This is a genomic window from Lachnospiraceae bacterium JLR.KK002 (assembly GCA_036941025.1).
Taxonomy (GTDB): domain Bacteria; phylum Bacillota; class Clostridia; order Lachnospirales; family Lachnospiraceae; genus Petralouisia.
This window is the reverse complement of the sequence record JAYMNP010000001.1, coordinates 194,394-211,034: the sequence shown is the minus strand read 5'-3', so window position 1 is coordinate 211,034 and position 16,641 is coordinate 194,394. Positions and strand designations below refer to the sequence as shown.

Sequence of the window (16,641 nt, the reverse complement as noted above, 5' to 3'; positions counted from 1 at the left end):
AATATGTTATCATATCGGCAGACAGATATAGCAGTATGTATTATATATGCGCACCATACAAAACCCGAAGCAGCAGCTTCGGGTTTTTCTATGGCAGCGCCGGAATTATGCATGCCGCAATTACACCATCCACAGGAAAACTGCTTACATTTCCGGAATATATATCAAAGAATTCCAGTAATTTATGACTTGAAATTTCCTGTTGTTTTCTGTAAACTTATAGTATATTTATTATGATTTGAGTCTGTGAACTGCTACAAATTTTTAATTATTTTTCAGATGAAGAAACAATCAGAGTTCATGCATCAGGAGGAACAATTACAATGAAAAAATCCATCAACCAATCCACTTTATCATTTATTTTAAACGGGATATCCATTCTGGCCCTTTTATTTCTGGTCTTTTCCCTGCTGTCTTACAGCAGTATCAGCGGAAAACTTGACCTGGCCAATGAAAACCGTTTTGCACTGACTTACAATGCCAATCGTTTTATGAACGGTTCCGCCTATCTGACCAATGAGGTGCGCGCGTTCGCCTCCACCGGCCAGCAGGAACATTACGACAATTACTGGAATGAAGTAAATGTGCTGCAAAACCGCGACCGGGGCGTTGCAGCCATGCAGGAAATCGGCATCACTTCTGAGGAACAGAAAATGATTGACGATATGTCCGAACTTTCCAATACGCTGGTGCCTCTGGAAGACGAGGCCATGAAAAACGTACAGGCAGGCAATATGCAGGCTGCTCTGGATTATGTCTACGGGGAAGAATACAGTGCGTCAATTGCTCAGATTAATGCTCTGAAGGAGCAGTTTCTGGAAGCTCTGGACGAAAGAACCAAAACACAGGTAGAGACTCTGGGCCGGGAATCTGATTTTATCCGTGCTACCATGATTGCCGCTCTGATTATTGTGGCAGTGATTCAGCTTCTCATTATGGTTATTACCAAAAGGCGTGTGCTCCGGCCTGTGATTGCAGTCCGTGATCAGATGAGCGAGATTTCTCAGGGTAATCTTTCTGCTGAATTTCTCCTGAAATCAAATACTTCCGAAATCGGCATGTTGGTGGAATCCATCCATGAGACGAAGCGGGAACTGAAAAAATACATACATGATATTGACTCAAAACTGTCCGAAATGGCACAGGGCAACATGGATCTTGTAATTGGCGACGATTACCGGGGTGAATTTCTGCCCATTCAGGACGCCATGCGGCAGATTCTGGATTCCCTGAATAACGCTCTCTCCCGTATCAATATCACTGCAGAACATGTACTGGAGGAATCCAGACGGATGGCTTCCGATGCCGAAGTTCTTTCCAGCGGCGCTGTGGCTCAGGCCTCCGCAGTTCAGGAACTGGCAGCCAGTATCCACGAACTTTCCACTCAGGTGGATCACACTTCTTCCGATGCGGATACTGCTCAGAAGTGTTCCACGGAAGCTGCCACACTCCTGCTGGCCAGCAATGAGAAAATGGGCGAACTTACTTCCGCTATGGAAGACATCTCCAATGCCTCTCAGGAAATCGGCGGTATTATCAAGACCATTGAAGATATCTCTTTCCAGACCAATATCCTGGCTCTGAATGCCGCAGTGGAAGCTGCACGGGCCGGAGAAGCCGGAAAGGGATTTGCCGTTGTGGCAGAAGAAGTACAGAGCCTTGCAAATAAGAGTTCTGCTTCCGCAAAAGATATTACGGAGCTGATTGAAAACTCCATACGGATGATAAAACACGGCACTTCACTGACTGCCGAAACCACCAGCGCTCTGGGCGATGTGGTAGTGGGAGCCAAACAGGCTACAGACCTGATTGAACAGATTGCAGGTTCCGCCACGCAGCAGTCACAGGCGCTTCACCAGTTAAAGGCCGGCATGGAACAGATTGCAGGGGTGGTTCAGACCAATGCCAGCACAGCGGAAAAATCTGCCGCTTCTGCCAAAGAACTCCAGAGCCAGTCGGAAGAACTGAAAGTTTCCGTACACAGATTCCGGCTGCGCAGACACAGATAAAAAGAATCTGTAATGTAGAAAAAATAGCAGAACTCTGCTCTGCAAATGGCACATTACCTGTCTGGCAAATCAATTACAGGAATACAACGATTGCTTTTTACCGTTCTGTGACAGGCGCACCTGCCTGCGTTGCATGTTTTGAAGAAATATGTCTTATGGTCTTACCAATGCAGAAAAATATATGGTACTCGCCTTCGAATGTGGACCTGCCCTGTAAAAAGCAGGTATCACGATGCCCGCCTCAAATCCGGTCTTCCTCATACAATAGAAAGTCCGCCTCGCAGACTTTCTATTGTCATAAATAATTAGAGCCATTTTAGAGCCATTTTAGAGCCAACAGGCATAAATCAATCCCGAAAACGCCCATTTTATCTGCGTTTTCGGGATTTTATCCATCACTCAAACTCGGTGTGTTCTCCGCTGTTCCTGACTGTTTTTGTTTAAGTTCTATGCAGATACACATCTGTTTTTCCTTCAATTGCATCATTTATTATGGCTTGCTGATTTTCAATTCTTCCATTGTCAGCCATCCATTCCCGTCTTTCACAACTTCCTCTGCCTCATGCAGTTTCTCCAGCAGCTTCTTTTCCGCTTTATCACGCTCGTAATCTTCTATATCCATTACCACAAATCTGCCCCTGCCATTTTTAGTCAGAAACAAACGAAATATTTTACAGCATTTTGCTTATGTTTTTTCATCAGTCAAATTTCATCCCCCTGCGTTGCTTTCACTATTGTCAAAAAAGCAATCGGCGTTTTCTTACATTTTGCCATCGGCGCTGACACTCCGCCGACCGGTTTCCTGACATGGAAAAAGGGATGTGATGGAACTGCTGCGGCATATCCTTTATGAATATAAAATTCTTATGGAAGCAGAGGGCCTGACTCTTTCATGGCATCTGGAGGCGAAAAGCCATGCCGCCTGTATCAATACGCAGCAGATGGTACGGGTGTTTCAGAATCTGCTGGACAACGCGCGCAGATATGCCGCTCGTTCCGCTCCGGTAACCGTAACGGCACAGGACACGGGCCGGCTCCATATCTGTATCACGAACCAATTGACGGATGCTCACGCCATTGAGCCTGACCGAATCTTTGAGCGCTTCTACTGCGGAGACCAGGCCAGAAGCTCCGCCCAAAGCTCCGGGCTTGGGCTTGCCATTGTAAAACGCATCGTGGAACTCCACGGGGTGAGGTCGATGCATCGTTGCAGGGACAGGAACTGTCCGTTCATCTGTTTCTCAGATAGAAGAAATCTGCCATGCAATCGGATAAACCTTTTGCATGGCAGCTATTCTTTTTCCGTTTACCTGGCATTCGTCATAAGTTTTATCATTCTTCTGCTTATTCCAGAGGATATTTATCTGTCAGTTCTTTCACCATCCTGCGCACTTCTTCGGAAGCGGCTTCTCCCTCTTTCACCATTCTGGCAATACATTCCGCCACTTTATCCATATCGGCTTCTGTAAATCCTCTGGATGTAACAGCCGGAGTTCCCAGACGGATACCGCTGGTTACAAAAGGAGATTTGGGGTCATTGGGAATGGTATTCTTGTTGCTGGTAATATGAACGGAATCCAGCAATTTCTCCACTGCCTTTCCTGTCAGTTCATATGGTGTTAAATCCACCAGCATCAGATGGTTGTCCGTTCCGTCAGAAACCAGTTTTATCCCTCTGTCTTTCAGTCCCTTTGCCAGAGCCTGGGCATTTTTCACAATGTTCTGCTGGTATTCTTTAAAGCTGTCTTCCAGCGCTTCTTTGAAGCACACCGCTTTTGCGGCAATCACATGCATCAGCGGGCCTCCCTGGGTTCCTGGGAAAATCGCCTTGTTAAAGTTGAACCTGTCCGCCATTTCCTGGCTGGCCAGAATCATGCCTCCGCGGGGCCCCCGCAGTGTTTTGTGGGTGGTGGTGGTTACCACATGGGCATGGGGAATGGGGCTTGGATGGAGCCCTGCCGCCACAAGGCCTGCAATATGAGCCATATCCACCATCAGGTATGCGCCCGCCTCATCGGCAATTTCACGGAACCTCTTAAAATCAATGGTTCTTGCATAGGCGCTGGCTCCTGCAATAATCAGCTTCGGTTTACACTCCAGCGCTGTTTCTCTTACTTTATCATAATCAATAAACCCTTCGTCATTGACGCCGTAAGGTACAATATGGAAATAAGTACCGGAAAAATTTACAGGACTGCCATGGGTCAGATGTCCGCCATGATCCAGATTCATGCCCATTACCGTGTCTCCCGGCTCTAACATGGCAAACTGCACTGCCATATTGGCCTGGGCGCCGGAGTGGGGCTGTACATTGGCATATTCGCAGCCAAACAGCTCTTTTGCACGCTCAATGGCCAGATTTTCCACCACGTCCACACATTCACAGCCGCCGTAATAACGTTTTCCCGGATATCCTTCCGCATATTTATTGGTCATGGGGCTTCCCATGGCTGCCATCACTGCCTTGCTGACCCAGTTTTCTGAGGCAATCAGCTCAATGTGGCTGTTCTGCCGCTCCATTTCTTCTGTAATGGCCTGAGCCACCTGAGGATCTGCTTTCTTCACTTCATCAAATGAGTACATAGGTTCCTTTCCTTTCTCTTTTTATGTAACTTATGAAACTGTAACCTTCCATAACGATATGCTTTTCCATAATATTACTTTATCTTTCAAAAGTCAACAGCCAGACTGCACCGGCTGCCTGCAGCACCAGAATCAGGGGCATTCCCACCACAAAATACCAGTGTCTGGTCTTATGGCGGAACACATACATGCCTGCCCAGGTTCCGATACTGCCTCCGGCAACAGCAGTTCCAAACAGCGCTTTTTCAGAAATCCGCCATTTCTTATGTTTTGCTTTCCATTTATCCAGCCCCATCAGGAAAAATCCTGTCAGATTGATACAGGCCAGATATAACAACGGTAAATATTCCATTTCGGGTATCTGCACCCCACTTTCTTCCTGTACATACTTCGTCCTCTGTTATGTTCCTGCCGCTGCCCGCGCCGCAGACTCCGGCAGCAGATTATTCTTCCCCCAGTTTCAGAGCAATCACCACGCCTGCCGCCAGCGCCACAATTCCCGTTAAAACATTTACCGGAGTGATAGTTCCAAAACTGTTCATCAGCAAAATGGCAATGGGAGACGCCACAATCAGGCCGATAATGGCCCAGTATGCGTGCTCCGGAAATTTTTCAAATATAATCTCTATTACTTTGGCAATGGCAAAAATGCCGATAACAACGCCGATTCCGAAAGGCACCAGCACCAGACAACCATCCAGAAGCCCCGGTACATTAAAGTCCAGCAGGTTGTCGATAAAACGGTTTACCTCACTCAGCACCGGATTGTAATAGCCTATCAGCATCAGCATCATAGAACCGCTGACGCCGGGAATTACCATAGTGGCCGAAGCCAGAACGCCCACGAAAAACAGCTTTATCACATTCAGCACACTGAAGCTCAAATCTGCCGCCGCGCCCTCCTGCTCGCCCAGAACCGCCATTCCCGCCACAATGACAAAAAATGCCAGAAAAGACAGAATATGGCCCAGCCGGATACTTTTCCCCTTTACTTTCCGGGTGACAGCCGGAAGGCCTCCCACAATCAGGCCGATAAACAACAGGTTGGTCTGAAGGGGAATTTTCTCAAACATGATTTCAATAATCCGGGCCAGCGCCACCACGCCGATGGCTGCTCCGATAATAATGGGAATCAGCACTTTCATGCTTTTCTTAAATTCCGAAAAAAGATGGGTGGCCGCATGAATCATCTTATCGTAAATACCCATGGAAACCGCCATGGTACCGCCGCTGACGCCGGGAATAATATTGGCAATCCCGATGACAACGCCTTTCAAAATCATTCGAATCATAAATGCTCTCCTAAATAGTGTTCCAGAAAACGAATCAGTTCATCCATCTGTTCCTCTGTTCCGATGGAAATCCGCAGATAATTGTCGATACCCGGTTTCCGGAAATAGCGAACATAAATATCCGCCTGTTTCAGGGCTTCAAACAATTCTTCCGCCGGACAGCTCCGATGGGTGGCAAAAATAAAATTACTTCCGGAATCAGGAAAGGAAAATCCCAGTCGGTGCAATTCTTTTTTCGTCCGTTCTCTGGTATTAATTATTTTCTGCAGGGTCTCTCTGAAATATGTATCATCTCTGACGGCTTCCACACCTGCGACAAGAGCTGCGGCGCTCATGGTATAAGAATTGAAGGAATATTTCACATCATTCAGATATTTTATCAGCTTCTCATTTCCAATGGCATATCCGATTCTCATGCCCGCAAGGCTTCTGGACTTGGAAAAAGTCTGAACTACCAGCAGATTTTCATACTTCGGGAGTAATGATAACGCAGAAGTCCCTCCAAAGTCAATATATGCTTCATCAATTATTACAATTACTCCCGGATTTTTCCGGATGATTTCTTCCAGTTCCTCCAGATTCTTTTCCAGTCCGGTGGGAGCGTTGGGATTTGGTATCACAATCCCGCCGCAGTCTCTGAGATAATCTTCCGTGCGAATCCGGAATTCCTCATCCAGAGGCGGGCATTCGTAAGGAATCCGGAATAAATCTGCCCACACGTCGTAAAAGGAATAGGTAATGTCCGGAAATAAAATGGGTTTGCCGCTGTTAAAAAAAGTCAGAAAACTCATAGCCAGCACATCATCGGAGCCCACCCCCACAAACACCTGCTCCTTCGATACACCGTAATAATCCGCCAGCGCCTGCACCAGCGTCTCTGCTCCGGGGTTCGGATATCTCCGCAGGCTGTCCCCATCCAGTTCCTTTAACACCTTCGTCACTCCCGGAGCCGGAGGGTACGGATTTTCATTGGTATTTAATTTTATTATATTGGGGCGGTCAGGCTGCTCTCCCGGTGTATAGGGAATCACCCTGCGCACATTTTCTTCCCATGGCTTCATGTTCATTTCCTCCTGTATACTTCCGCCAGCTTTTCAAAAGCAGGCAGGGAACGCTCCAGCATTTCATAAGAAACACAATAGGCAAGCCGCACATAACCAGGACAGGAAAAGGTGCTTCCTGCCACAAGCAGAATGTGATACTTTTTCGCCTCTTCCACAAACTTCTGTTCCTCCGGCTCCGGAGATTTCACAAACAGGTAAAAGGCTCCCTGGGGCTTTACACAGGTAAAGCCCAGTTCTGTCAGTTTTCCGTAAATCAGTTTCCGGTTCCTGTCATAGTAATCCACGTCTGTCCTGGCGTCCAGAGAAGGAATCAGCGCTTTCTGCATCAGAGACGGGGCATTCACAAAGCCCAGAATCCGGTTGGCCACTGACAGTCCCTGCAGGGCCTGTTCCCGGTCTGCCATCCGGGGGCTGACCGCAATATAACCAATTCGCTCCCCCGGAATGGACAGGGATTTGCTGAAAGAATACGTCACAAAGGTATTATCATAATATTTCGTCAGAAAGGGCACTTCTGTTCCGTCATAGACCAGTTCCCGATAGGGCTCGTCGGATACCATGTAAATCTCACGGCCATATTCCCGCTGCTTCTTTTCCAGAATAGAAGCTATGCGCCGGATGGTTTCCTCTGAATATACTACCCCGGTGGGATTTACCGGATTGTTGATAATCAGAGCTTTTGTTTTTTCAGAGATTTTGGCCTCCAAATCCTCCAAATCCGGCTGAAAGGTGGGAATATCCGGCCTTACCTCCCGCAAAATCCCCTGATGATTAGCTGTATACCCCCGGTATTCTCCAAAATAAGGAGCCAGCGCCAGCACCTCGTCTCCGGGATCCAGGAGAGTTTTCAGTACCACATTTAACGCGCCTGCAGCGCCCACCGTCATCACAATATGCTCCTTCTCAAACTCTGTGCCAAACCGCCTGTTCAGATTGTCAGCTACCGCCTGCCGCGTCTCCGGATAGCCCGCATTGTCCATATATCCATGGAGCTCCAGAGAACTTTCTGTCTGCACTGCCTCAATAATCGCCTGGTTATAACTGTCCGGTACGGGAGTCATGGGATTTCCGAGGCTGAAATCATAGACATGTTCCGGGCCCACCTGCCGGGCCAGCTCTTTTCCCTCCAGAAACATGGCGCGGATTGCGGAACTGCCTGCCACTTCCCTCTGCATCTGCTTTGAAATCATATGGTCATCTCCTTTTTTATCTTTTCTCAGTCCCAAGGCGCTGTTTCAGCCCGGTCAGGGCACGGGCCACCGTGCCGTCCACATAAGCCGGAGACAGGCCGGACTGCTTCAGAATGGAAACATACTCCATGGAGCCGCCTGTTGCGCAGAACAGCTCATAATCTTTCCAGGCCTGTTCGGGATTTTCATCCATCCGCTCCTTAAACTCCAGCGCGCACATTTCGGACAGCACATAACTGATCAGATATTTCGGGTACATGTAAACGCCCATATTGCCAAACAGCATGGCCCCTGCAAGGATTTCCTCCCGAAATTCCCTGTTGTCCACGCCAGGATTATATTCCTGGAATAACTGCTCAAATTTCTCATACCGCTCCTGCATGGACGCCTGGGGATTCGTATACAGCCAGCCTTCGTACTCGTCTACCATGGTATAAAACGTCAGTTCACTGATAATTTCATACTGATGCATATACAGAAATTTCTCCGCATCCTTTCCGAAAAATGCTTCTGCATATGGATAAGCAAACAGCTCCATGGTTTTGGAGGGAATCTCCACAAGATCATTGGCCATCCAGTAATATTCCTGCAGGGGCTGCTTTTTCATACTGCAATATGCCTGCCAGGCATGGCCCAGCTCATGGGTCAGCACCGACACATCCGACATGGTACCGTTGGAATTTGCAAATACAAAGGGAATTCCCGTCTTATCCAGAGTGGTGCAGAATCCGATTCCCGTAATTTTATTGGGCGACTGTGCAGCGTCAATCAGTTCATGTTCCAGCATTTCATCATAAAATGCCCCGATTTCCGGAGACAGTTTATGATACATCTCTCCGGCCGCCTGGCAGAGTTCCTGAATTTCCCCGGCGGGCCTGGGATTCCCATCGGGGAAAATCAGATTGTAATCGTAAATCGTCAGAGTTTCCAGGCCCAGCCGCTCTTTCTGCTGCTCATACAATGCTTTCATTACCGGAATGACTTCTTCTTTTATCTGTTTCCGGAAAGCGGTCAGTTCTTTCTCTCCGTACTCCCGTCTTCCCTTTTCCAGATTTTTGTAATCCAGATAACTGTCAAATCCGTTTGCTTTCGCAATTTTGATACGTGTTTTCACCAGTTCATCCAGTATCTCTTCAAATTCCTGCTTCCTGTCCAGATAGCCCCGGTACATGACTTTCAGGCACTCCTTTCGTACCTCCCGGTCCGGGTTCTCCCGAAACGGACGCAGTTCTCCTTCACTCAATATCTTTCCCTGAAATTCAAACTTCATCGTTGCTTTCATCTTCTGATAACGGTTCATCAGCTCCTGCTCTTTGACCTGTAAATCTTTGCCTTCTGAGAGAAGCCGGTTGTCCTTATCCAGAATCAGAAGGAATTCCCTGCCGAACTCCCGATTGATATCTTCCGCAAAAGATGAAGATATTAATGCCTGATTTAATTTACTGCTGTCACGCATTGCCAGCGCTTTATCCTGCTCCATGGCTTCCTTTGCATAATATTCATCTGTGGAATCCTGATACATCCGTATCATGGCCAGCGTATGGTTTTCATTCACTTCCTTCTGCAGTTCCTGGCTCCCCAGCAGTATCTTTTTTACTGTATCATAATCTCCGGCCTGGGTAATCTGCTCTGCAAATTCATCCAGTTTTCTCTGGATTTCCTGAAAATCCATTCGCTTATAAGGGATATCCTTTAATTTAAAATTTTTCTCCATGGTTTCCCTCCATTCCGTATGGTTGGTTCATACTGCGTTTTCAGTTTATTTTTCGTCTGGCGGGCAGTATATTCAATCAACGAGCAGACATAAAAAAATCATCTCTTTCCTTTTCGGTCATATACAGGCTCACTCCCTTCAAATGTCAGACAATTCAGTGCTGATAATGTATGAAAACTAATCTGATGGGTGGGATATCTGAATCATCTGATATAAATATATCATACACAATACCATGTGGCAAGATTCTCTCCCTGTCGGCAATGGCTAATCAAACCCTGGCTTATGCTTACCGGGAATTTGCAGGCCGTCACAAAGGGCTGCCGGAAGCCACGCAGTGGTACAAGCAGAAATCAGGGTATCAGAAGATCCATTTTCATTACAGACCTTCTGACACCCTGACTCTTATAGAAGAAAATCTTCTGTTTTGATTCAGCTCCCGTTCCAGGAAGTTACAGATTTTTAATCACATCCAGCGCCGGCAGAGGCCTGCCTTCATAGTCAAACAGCGCCTGATTGGCCCATTCATTGCCGCAGGGGCCTGGATCTTTCATATAGCTCAGAGAAGCCTGGGTAGCCCAGCCGCTTCCCGGCACCGGAAGCCAGGCCGGCTCCCAGTAGAAAAATCCCCTTCCCAGACCTTTTGGAACATTGACCACGCGATTCATAAAATCTTTCATAAAATCCGCCTGGCCCTGTTTTGTCATGGGATAGTCAATATTTTTCACCAGTTCCGGTTTTGTGGCCATTCCTTTCCGTTCAGAAGGCTGCAGTTTCTCATAAGAAGCATAATCCTCCATGGTGTAGCCCATGGATACCTCCGCTACCACCAGTTCCTTGCCGTAGCGCAGCGCAATGTCATGCATATTATGCTCCAAATCTGCCAGAGAACCGTGCCAGAAGGGATAATAGGACAGGCCGATGACATCAAAATCTTCTCCGTCACTGGCAAAGTAGCTGTCAAACCATTCCCGGTACAAAGCATTATTGCCTCCGTTATCCAGATGGAGCATAACCGGAATGTCCGGGTCAATATCACGTACCCCGTGAATTCCCGCATTCACCAGCATGGCAATGCTCTCGTAATCGGGCCGCTTCCCGTCCGGCCACAGCAGACCGTTGGACAGTTCGTTGCCTGTCTGTATCATATCAGGCAGAATGCCCTCCCGCTGGAATTCCCGCAATACCGCCACCGTATAATCATATACAGCGGATTCCAGACGTTTTCCCGTATAGTCATACCAGGCCTTGGGCTTTATCTGCTTGCCGGGATCTGCCCAGAAATCACTGTAATGGAGATTCAGCAGCACATCCATGCCCCGCTCTTTCACCCGTTTTGCCAGCTCCATGGCAGTTTCCATATCATTGGTTCCCGCACCGTAGGGCTCTCCTTCTCTGGACCAGGGATTGTTCCAGAGGCGGATACGCACCGCATTGGTACCGTATTCCTGCAGAATGGCCAGAAGATTCCTCTCGTCCCCATCCTTATCGTAAAATTTAGCTCCAAGCTGTTCCAGCTCCGGCAGGGAAGATACGTCCATTCCCTTTATAAATTTTTTATCTGAAATAACTCCCATAAAAATTTCCTCTTAATCAAAGTCAAACTTTGTGATACGCTCCGCCATGGCACGGTAACGGAACCTTACCATCTCATTTTTTTCCAGCACGTCCTTTTCATTTCCGGTGTACTGGCAGCGAATGCAGTAATATTCATCCTTTTCCTTATCATAAAACATATCAATATCCAGATCCCGCATAAAACAGGAGGGACACCTGTAATTTAATCTGCCTTTTCCAGCCTGAGCCATGTTGCAAACACCTCCTTATCCGATACTGTTTTGGTGTATCCTAATGTAAACATGGGAGAAAAGGCATAGCCCTCTTTCACATATCCCACTGCTTCTTTATCAGAGGGCGTCATGGAAACCTTCGTCTCAATGGCCGGAATCACCGCACTCACCGCGTCTGCTCCTGCAAGCTGCGCCTCTCTGCATCTGTACTCATAGGAAATGGATTTCTCCTGGCTGCCCTCGCATTTCAGGGTAATGCCTGTCATATCCTCCGGATATTCTGTAGTTCCGTAACATGCCACCATGTACTCATTCAGCTCCACCTTTGCGTCCGGATTGCTCATTTCCAGAATGGTACGCTCCATTTTAATACCGGAACTTCCTTCCTCAAAGTAAATTTTTGTCTGCAGCTTTACAGTCAGATCGTAAAATTCGATTTCCACCGGATCCAGTGTGAGAATTCTGGTATTTCCCTCCTGAGAAAAATGGGCTTTGGTGCGGCACAGGCACAAATCCACTTCTTCTCCGTTATAAGAGAGTTTCGCACTTCTCACTGTCCCCTCTCCGGCATAGTGGGTAAAATAACCCGCCCGGTATTTTTCCTGAATCAGGAAAGGATAAGAAGCATCCTGTACGTGTTTCGTTCCGATTCCCACAGGCCATTCCAGTTTGGCCGCATAGGGACGCAAGTCCACAATGGCCCCGCCCTGGTCCATATTAACGCAGGCTCTCATGTATGGGTCGCAGTACCAGAACACCTGTTTATCCGAACCATAAAGAATATCACGCCACAGTGCGCATTCCGGCTCCGTATAACTCTTTTTCTCCCGGTAATAATCTGCAAACTCCGACATGGTCATATCAATCAGTTTGCCTTCTTTTTTCAGTTTGCCGTAGTAGGCGCAGCCGTCAGAATAGGATTTTTCCAGCAGTTCATAGGGCGCTTCCCAGCGGCCCATTTTATTCATCCAGCCCGGCCCCACGAACATCATGTTATAGGCGTAACCATTGTTATATTTCTCCAGAGAACGGTACTGGTCAATCAGATTGTACATATAGGGATATTCCCAGGTCTGGCTGTCGTAAATCATACCCCGGAGCACATTCTGGGGATGGGTGCCGAAATTGGAACCGTTTCCGTCATAACATGCCAGCAGGTCTCTGGAGAGATGAGGGATTGCCACAATCCCGCTGTCCTCCGCTTCATTTGCCGCCGGTGCATGGGTGTTCTGTTTTGAGGGAATCCAAGGGGCCCAGGGGCCTCCGTCAAACAGGGTATACCAGGAATTATTGCAGGTATGGTATGCCTTGGGGCCTTCTTCCCAGCAGGTTGCCACCGCACACTTGACGGATGGATATTTTTCTTTGATATAATTGGTTAAATCTGCATCCAGATAATAGGAACCGGTGGATTCCGGATAAAATCCAAAGCTCTGACAGAATTTTTCAAAAACATCATCCACAATGGATTTCTTGTCTTCCATGGAAAACATCCAGATACAGAAATCTTTGGTATTGTATTTCTCACGGAACTCCTTACAGGGCAGCCCCAGCAGAGAAAGGGCAATCTCATCCCCGTATTTCTCATGATCTGCTTTTGCGAGAGCCACTGCTTCTTCATTAAATAAACTTGCATATGTCATCTGAATGGTGGTTTTCAGGCCGTTTTCATGGGCAAGCCTCTGCTGGGTTTTGAAAATGTCCAGCGATTCTGTCAGCAGCGCCTTTCTTCCGATATCCTCCGCTTTTCCATGGCCGGTTACTTTTTCTGCGTACTCCGGCACCATTTCCGGACGGTGGATAATATTTACCACAAATTTGTCCATTTTGTCCTCCTTAAATCATCAGGTTACTTACTATAAACCTCTGAAACTGAATGTAAATCTCATGGGCTTATTTATGTCAATCAGGTATTCCGGATGTACTTTTGCTCCCCAGCTATCGTCTCCGCCTACGCCCATCTGCTGTGCGGATACCCGTACTACCGTGTAGTGGATTTCCGGCAGTTCATAGGGATGCATGGCAGCTTCCATCTCATGGGGCGTATAGGGCAGTGCGGAAAAATTCATATGATTTCCGGTAAACAGCATTCCTCTGCCCCGGTTATCGGTGATTTTCGCCCAGCGCACATCGGTTTTATTGCCGCATTCCTGGGGCACCAGGTATTTTGCCAGATTATCCATTACTTTGTTGGAGTAAATCCCCAGCTTTGCTCCGTGTTTCCGGTCCGCATAAGTTTCTGCCGGCCCGTTCCCGTACCATTCCACATTCTCGTAATCTGCATTGAACTTGAACATCATACCAAATTCCGGCATATCGCCCAGTTCTTTTACCGGGTCATAAGAGAGAGTTACGGTAATGGTTCCATCTCCGAATACTTCATAGGAAAGGGTACATTTGCTCACAGGTACGGTGGCCATAATATAATGATATGTAATCACCGCGCTGTTCTCTTTTTCTTCCAGTGCGGGATTCGGATAATCCTCGTCCGGCTGCTGATACAGGCTGGCAAGTTTCCACTGGCCGTATTTTTCCATCATATTATAGCCCTGGTCATTGTCTGTGGGCGCCCGCCAGAAACTGGGCGTGGGAATCTGCTCAATCATTTCCCGGCCGCCGCAGCGGTAGGATACCAGTCCGCTCTTTAAGGTACTGAACATACATTCAAAGTTCCTGCCTCTCACACCAATATTTAATTTTCCTTTAATAACTGTAATCTTCCCTGTTTCTTCTGCCGGAAGGCTGACTTTCCCATTACAGGGAGACCAGGTTTTTCCTGTCTCTTCCACCTGGAAGACGCCCTGCCCGAAGGCCACTTCATGGCCTGCAGGCGCCCAGTCCTGCGCTTCTTTTAATCGGAAAGAAACAGTTACCGCGTATTCTCCCGGCTGTTCCGGTACTGCCAGCGGCAAATCATAGGTCTCCTCGCTGAGGGGCGGTACGTCTGTCTCAAGGGCAGCCTGCTCTGTGAGTTTCCCTTCTCTTTCCAGAAGCACCACGCAGTCATAGCAGTTCGTATTCTGAAACAGGTTTTTATTCTTTATCAGCACTTTATCTCCGGAAACTTCTGCTGAAATATTCTGATAATTGAATTTTACTTCCTGCATTTTGGGAGACTCGTCCCGCTCTCCGCCGTATACAATACCGTTTCCGCTGAAATTGTAATCACAGGGCCGCTCTCCGAAATCTCCGCCGTAGGCCTGGAAGTTCTTTCCGTAACGGTCTTTTTTCTCAATGGACTGGTCGATATAATCCCATATAAATCCGCCCTGATACAGAGGCTCCGTATCAGTCAAATCCGTATATTTATGCATGGCTCCGCAGGAATTGCCCATGGCATGAGTATATTCACAGCAGATAAAGGGCCTGCTCCTGTCTTTTGCCAGAAATTCCCGAATGGATTCCACCGAAGGATACATCTGGCTTTCCATATCGCTGGTATCATTATAACGCCGGTCATGGAACACACCCTCGTAATGTACCAGTCTGGTGTCGTCCAGTTTGCGGAACAACTGCGACATTTCATAAATTACCGGCCCGCCGAAAGATTCATTTCCACAGGACCAGATGACAATGGCCGGATGATTCTTGTCCCGCTGATAGCAGGAATTTACCCTGTCCAGCATCATGGGCTGCCATTCTTTCCGGTCTCCGGGAACAGCCGCCTCCAGCCCTGCCTGTCCTTTGATAATGGGGTCCCAGGAGCCATGGCTTTCCAGATTGTTTTCAGCAATCATATAAAGGCCGTATTTATCACAGAGAGCATAAATTCTGGAATCGTCCGGATAATGGCAGGTGCGGATTGCATTGATATTATTCCGTTTCATGGTCATAATATCCAGAAGAATTTCTTCATCTGACACAGCCCGGCCTGTTTTAGAGCTGAATTCATGGCGGTTCACGCCCTTAAATACAATTCGTTTTCCATTGATATGCATCATATGGTCAATCATTTCAAATTGACGGAATCCCACCATCTGGGAAATCACTTCTGCTGTCTCGCCTGTTTCATTCCGTACTTCCAGCAGCAGCTCATAGAGGTTGGGCTCCTCCGCGCTCCAGAGGGCCGGATGTTTCACAGGAATTTTGATTTCCGCTTCCGGTTTCATCTCCGTCTGAGCCTGCACCACCGTATCCTGTCCGTTCCTCAGAGTCAGGAAAACCTGTCCCGAACCGGAGCCTTTCAGGGCGACTTCCAAATCTGCGTCCGTGTATGTGTCATCCAGCAGCGTTTTCACCCGGATATCCCGGATATGGGTTTCCGGCACGGTATACAGATATACGCTTCGGTAAATGCCGGAAAACCGGAAGAAATCCTGGTCTTCGCACCAGCTTCCTGCTGTCCATTTAAAAACCTGAACGGCCAGCTTGTTCTCTCCTTCCGTCAGATAAGGCGTCAAATCAAATTCCGAAGGGGTAAAGCTGTCTTCGCTGTAGCCTGCATAGACTCCGTTCAGCCACAATGCCATGCCGCTCTCCACACCCTGAAAAGAAATATATACCGGCTTCCCTTTCATAAATTCCGGAACGGTGAAGTATTTCACATAACTTGCCACCGGATTGAAAAGGGAAGGGATTTCTCCCGGCTCAATCTGTTCACGGCCATCCCAGGGATACTGTACATTGGCATACTGAGGACTGTCATATCCTTCCATCTGGATATGTGCCGGCACCCGGATATCTTCCCAGGAATTACAGTCATATTCCGCTGACTCAAAATTCGGAATAACCGAATTATAATTTCTGGCATACGCAAATTTCCAGAATCCATCCAGGGAATAGCGGAATCTGCTGTTTTTTGCCTCCATCTCCTCCATGGAGCCGTAACATATATGGTCCGAATGGGCTTCCAGCGTATTCTCTTTAAAGAACATGGGATCTTTTACTTTCTCATAATCAAACTGCGGCATATTTTACCTCCAACATAATTTTATAAGTTGGGGCTGCAGCATTAAGATACGTCTGACCTCCAATGCGACAGCCCCATTCCGGTATGGCT

11 protein-coding genes and 3 pseudogenes are annotated in these 16,641 nt (G+C 47.7%); 2 read left to right on the top strand and 12 right to left on the bottom strand.

All coding sequences use genetic code 11. The features are described from left to right. Positions 1–323: 323 nt before the first annotated feature. On the top strand, positions 324–2,009 hold the full coding sequence (locus VSQ32_01095) for a methyl-accepting chemotaxis protein (GenBank protein ID MEH2941481.1): 1,686 nt from the start codon (positions 324–326) through the stop codon (positions 2,007–2,009). A gap of 490 nt (positions 2,010–2,499) precedes the next feature. Here VSQ32_01095 and VSQ32_01090 read toward each other — a convergent pair. After that, a pseudogene (locus VSQ32_01090) lies at positions 2,500–2,670 on the bottom strand (type II toxin-antitoxin system prevent-host-death family antitoxin). Positions 2,671–2,833: 163 nt separating this feature from the next. On the opposite strand from VSQ32_01090, the pseudogene VSQ32_01085 reads away from it, so the two are divergent. Next, positions 2,834–3,142 (top strand): annotated as a pseudogene (locus tag VSQ32_01085) (ATP-binding protein). A gap of 211 nt (positions 3,143–3,353) precedes the next feature. Here VSQ32_01085 and glyA read toward each other — a convergent pair. The 11 genes and pseudogenes from glyA to VSQ32_01030 all read right to left on the bottom strand — a co-directional run bounded on the left by glyA (position 3,354) and on the right by VSQ32_01030 (position 16,552). After that, entirely contained in the window at positions 3,354–4,592 is a 1,239-nt protein-coding gene (gene glyA, locus VSQ32_01080) for a serine hydroxymethyltransferase (GenBank protein ID MEH2941480.1), read from the bottom strand. Positions 4,593–4,671: 79 nt separating this feature from the next. Further along, the gene (locus VSQ32_01075) at positions 4,672–4,944 is read right to left on the bottom strand and encodes a DUF1294 domain-containing protein (protein MEH2941479.1); all 273 of its coding nucleotides are present in this window, start codon (positions 4,942–4,944) and stop codon (positions 4,672–4,674) included. A 91-nt stretch (positions 4,945–5,035) separates the two neighbouring features. After that, the gene (locus VSQ32_01070) at positions 5,036–5,884 is read right to left on the bottom strand and encodes a DUF368 domain-containing protein (GenBank protein ID MEH2941478.1); all 849 of its coding nucleotides are present in this window, start codon (positions 5,882–5,884) and stop codon (positions 5,036–5,038) included. After that, on the bottom strand, positions 5,881–6,945 hold the full coding sequence (gene hisC / locus VSQ32_01065) for a histidinol-phosphate transaminase (protein ID MEH2941477.1): 1,065 nt from the start codon (positions 6,943–6,945) through the stop codon (positions 5,881–5,883). The genes VSQ32_01070 and hisC overlap by 4 nt, the downstream gene beginning before the upstream one ends. A 2-nt stretch (positions 6,946–6,947) precedes the next feature. Next, on the bottom strand, positions 6,948–8,138 hold the full coding sequence (locus VSQ32_01060) for a pyridoxal phosphate-dependent aminotransferase (protein ID MEH2941476.1): 1,191 nt from the start codon (positions 8,136–8,138) through the stop codon (positions 6,948–6,950). Between the two features lie 16 nt (positions 8,139–8,154). After that, positions 8,155–9,852 carry a M3 family oligoendopeptidase gene (locus VSQ32_01055; protein ID MEH2941475.1) on the bottom strand — a complete coding sequence of 566 codons (1,698 nt, stop codon included), beginning with the start codon at positions 9,850–9,852 and terminating at the stop codon, positions 8,155–8,157. Positions 9,853–9,950: 98 nt separating this feature from the next. After that, positions 9,951–10,055 (bottom strand): annotated as a pseudogene (locus VSQ32_01050) (DUF3990 domain-containing protein). A 249-nt stretch (positions 10,056–10,304) separates the two neighbouring features. Continuing rightward, positions 10,305–11,429: a glycosyl hydrolase 53 family protein gene (locus VSQ32_01045; GenBank protein MEH2941474.1), complete on the bottom strand. Its 1,125-nt coding sequence runs from the start codon at positions 11,427–11,429 to the stop codon at positions 10,305–10,307. A gap of 12 nt (positions 11,430–11,441) precedes the next feature. Beyond that, positions 11,442–11,660 carry a hypothetical protein gene (locus VSQ32_01040; protein ID MEH2941473.1) on the bottom strand — a complete coding sequence of 73 codons (219 nt, stop codon included), beginning with the start codon at positions 11,658–11,660 and terminating at the stop codon, positions 11,442–11,444. Then, on the bottom strand, positions 11,633–13,468 hold the full coding sequence (locus tag VSQ32_01035) for a hypothetical protein (GenBank protein ID MEH2941472.1): 1,836 nt from the start codon (positions 13,466–13,468) through the stop codon (positions 11,633–11,635). The genes VSQ32_01040 and VSQ32_01035 overlap by 28 nt, the downstream gene beginning before the upstream one ends. A 30-nt stretch (positions 13,469–13,498) precedes the next feature. After that, positions 13,499–16,552 (bottom strand): glycoside hydrolase family 2 TIM barrel-domain containing protein, encoded by a 3,054-nt coding sequence (locus VSQ32_01030; GenBank protein MEH2941471.1) that lies wholly within the window; start codon positions 16,550–16,552, stop codon positions 13,499–13,501. Between the last annotated feature and the right edge of the window lie 89 nt (positions 16,553–16,641).

Bases quoted from the DNA above. Each gene is read 5' to 3' on its own strand.
- VSQ32_01095 (MEH2941481.1), top strand. From the start codon at position 324: ATGAAAAAATCCATCAACCAATCCACTTTATCATTTATTTTAAACGGG.
- glyA (MEH2941480.1), bottom strand. From the start codon at position 4,592: ATGTACTCATTTGATGAAGTGAAGAAAGCAGATCCTCAGGTGGCTCAG.
- VSQ32_01075 (MEH2941479.1), bottom strand. From the start codon at position 4,944: ATGGAATATTTACCGTTGTTATATCTGGCCTGTATCAATCTGACAGGA.
- VSQ32_01070 (MEH2941478.1), bottom strand. From the start codon at position 5,884: ATGATTCGAATGATTTTGAAAGGCGTTGTCATCGGGATTGCCAATATT.
- hisC (MEH2941477.1), bottom strand. From the start codon at position 6,945: ATGAAGCCATGGGAAGAAAATGTGCGCAGGGTGATTCCCTATACACCG.
- VSQ32_01060 (MEH2941476.1), bottom strand. From the start codon at position 8,138: ATGATTTCAAAGCAGATGCAGAGGGAAGTGGCAGGCAGTTCCGCAATC.
- VSQ32_01055 (MEH2941475.1), bottom strand. From the start codon at position 9,852: ATGGAGAAAAATTTTAAATTAAAGGATATCCCTTATAAGCGAATGGAT.
- VSQ32_01045 (MEH2941474.1), bottom strand. From the start codon at position 11,429: ATGGGAGTTATTTCAGATAAAAAATTTATAAAGGGAATGGACGTATCT.
- VSQ32_01040 (MEH2941473.1), bottom strand. From the start codon at position 11,660: ATGGCTCAGGCTGGAAAAGGCAGATTAAATTACAGGTGTCCCTCCTGT.
- VSQ32_01035 (MEH2941472.1), bottom strand. From the start codon at position 13,468: ATGGACAAATTTGTGGTAAATATTATCCACCGTCCGGAAATGGTGCCG.
- VSQ32_01030 (MEH2941471.1), bottom strand. From the start codon at position 16,552: ATGCCGCAGTTTGATTATGAGAAAGTAAAAGATCCCATGTTCTTTAAA.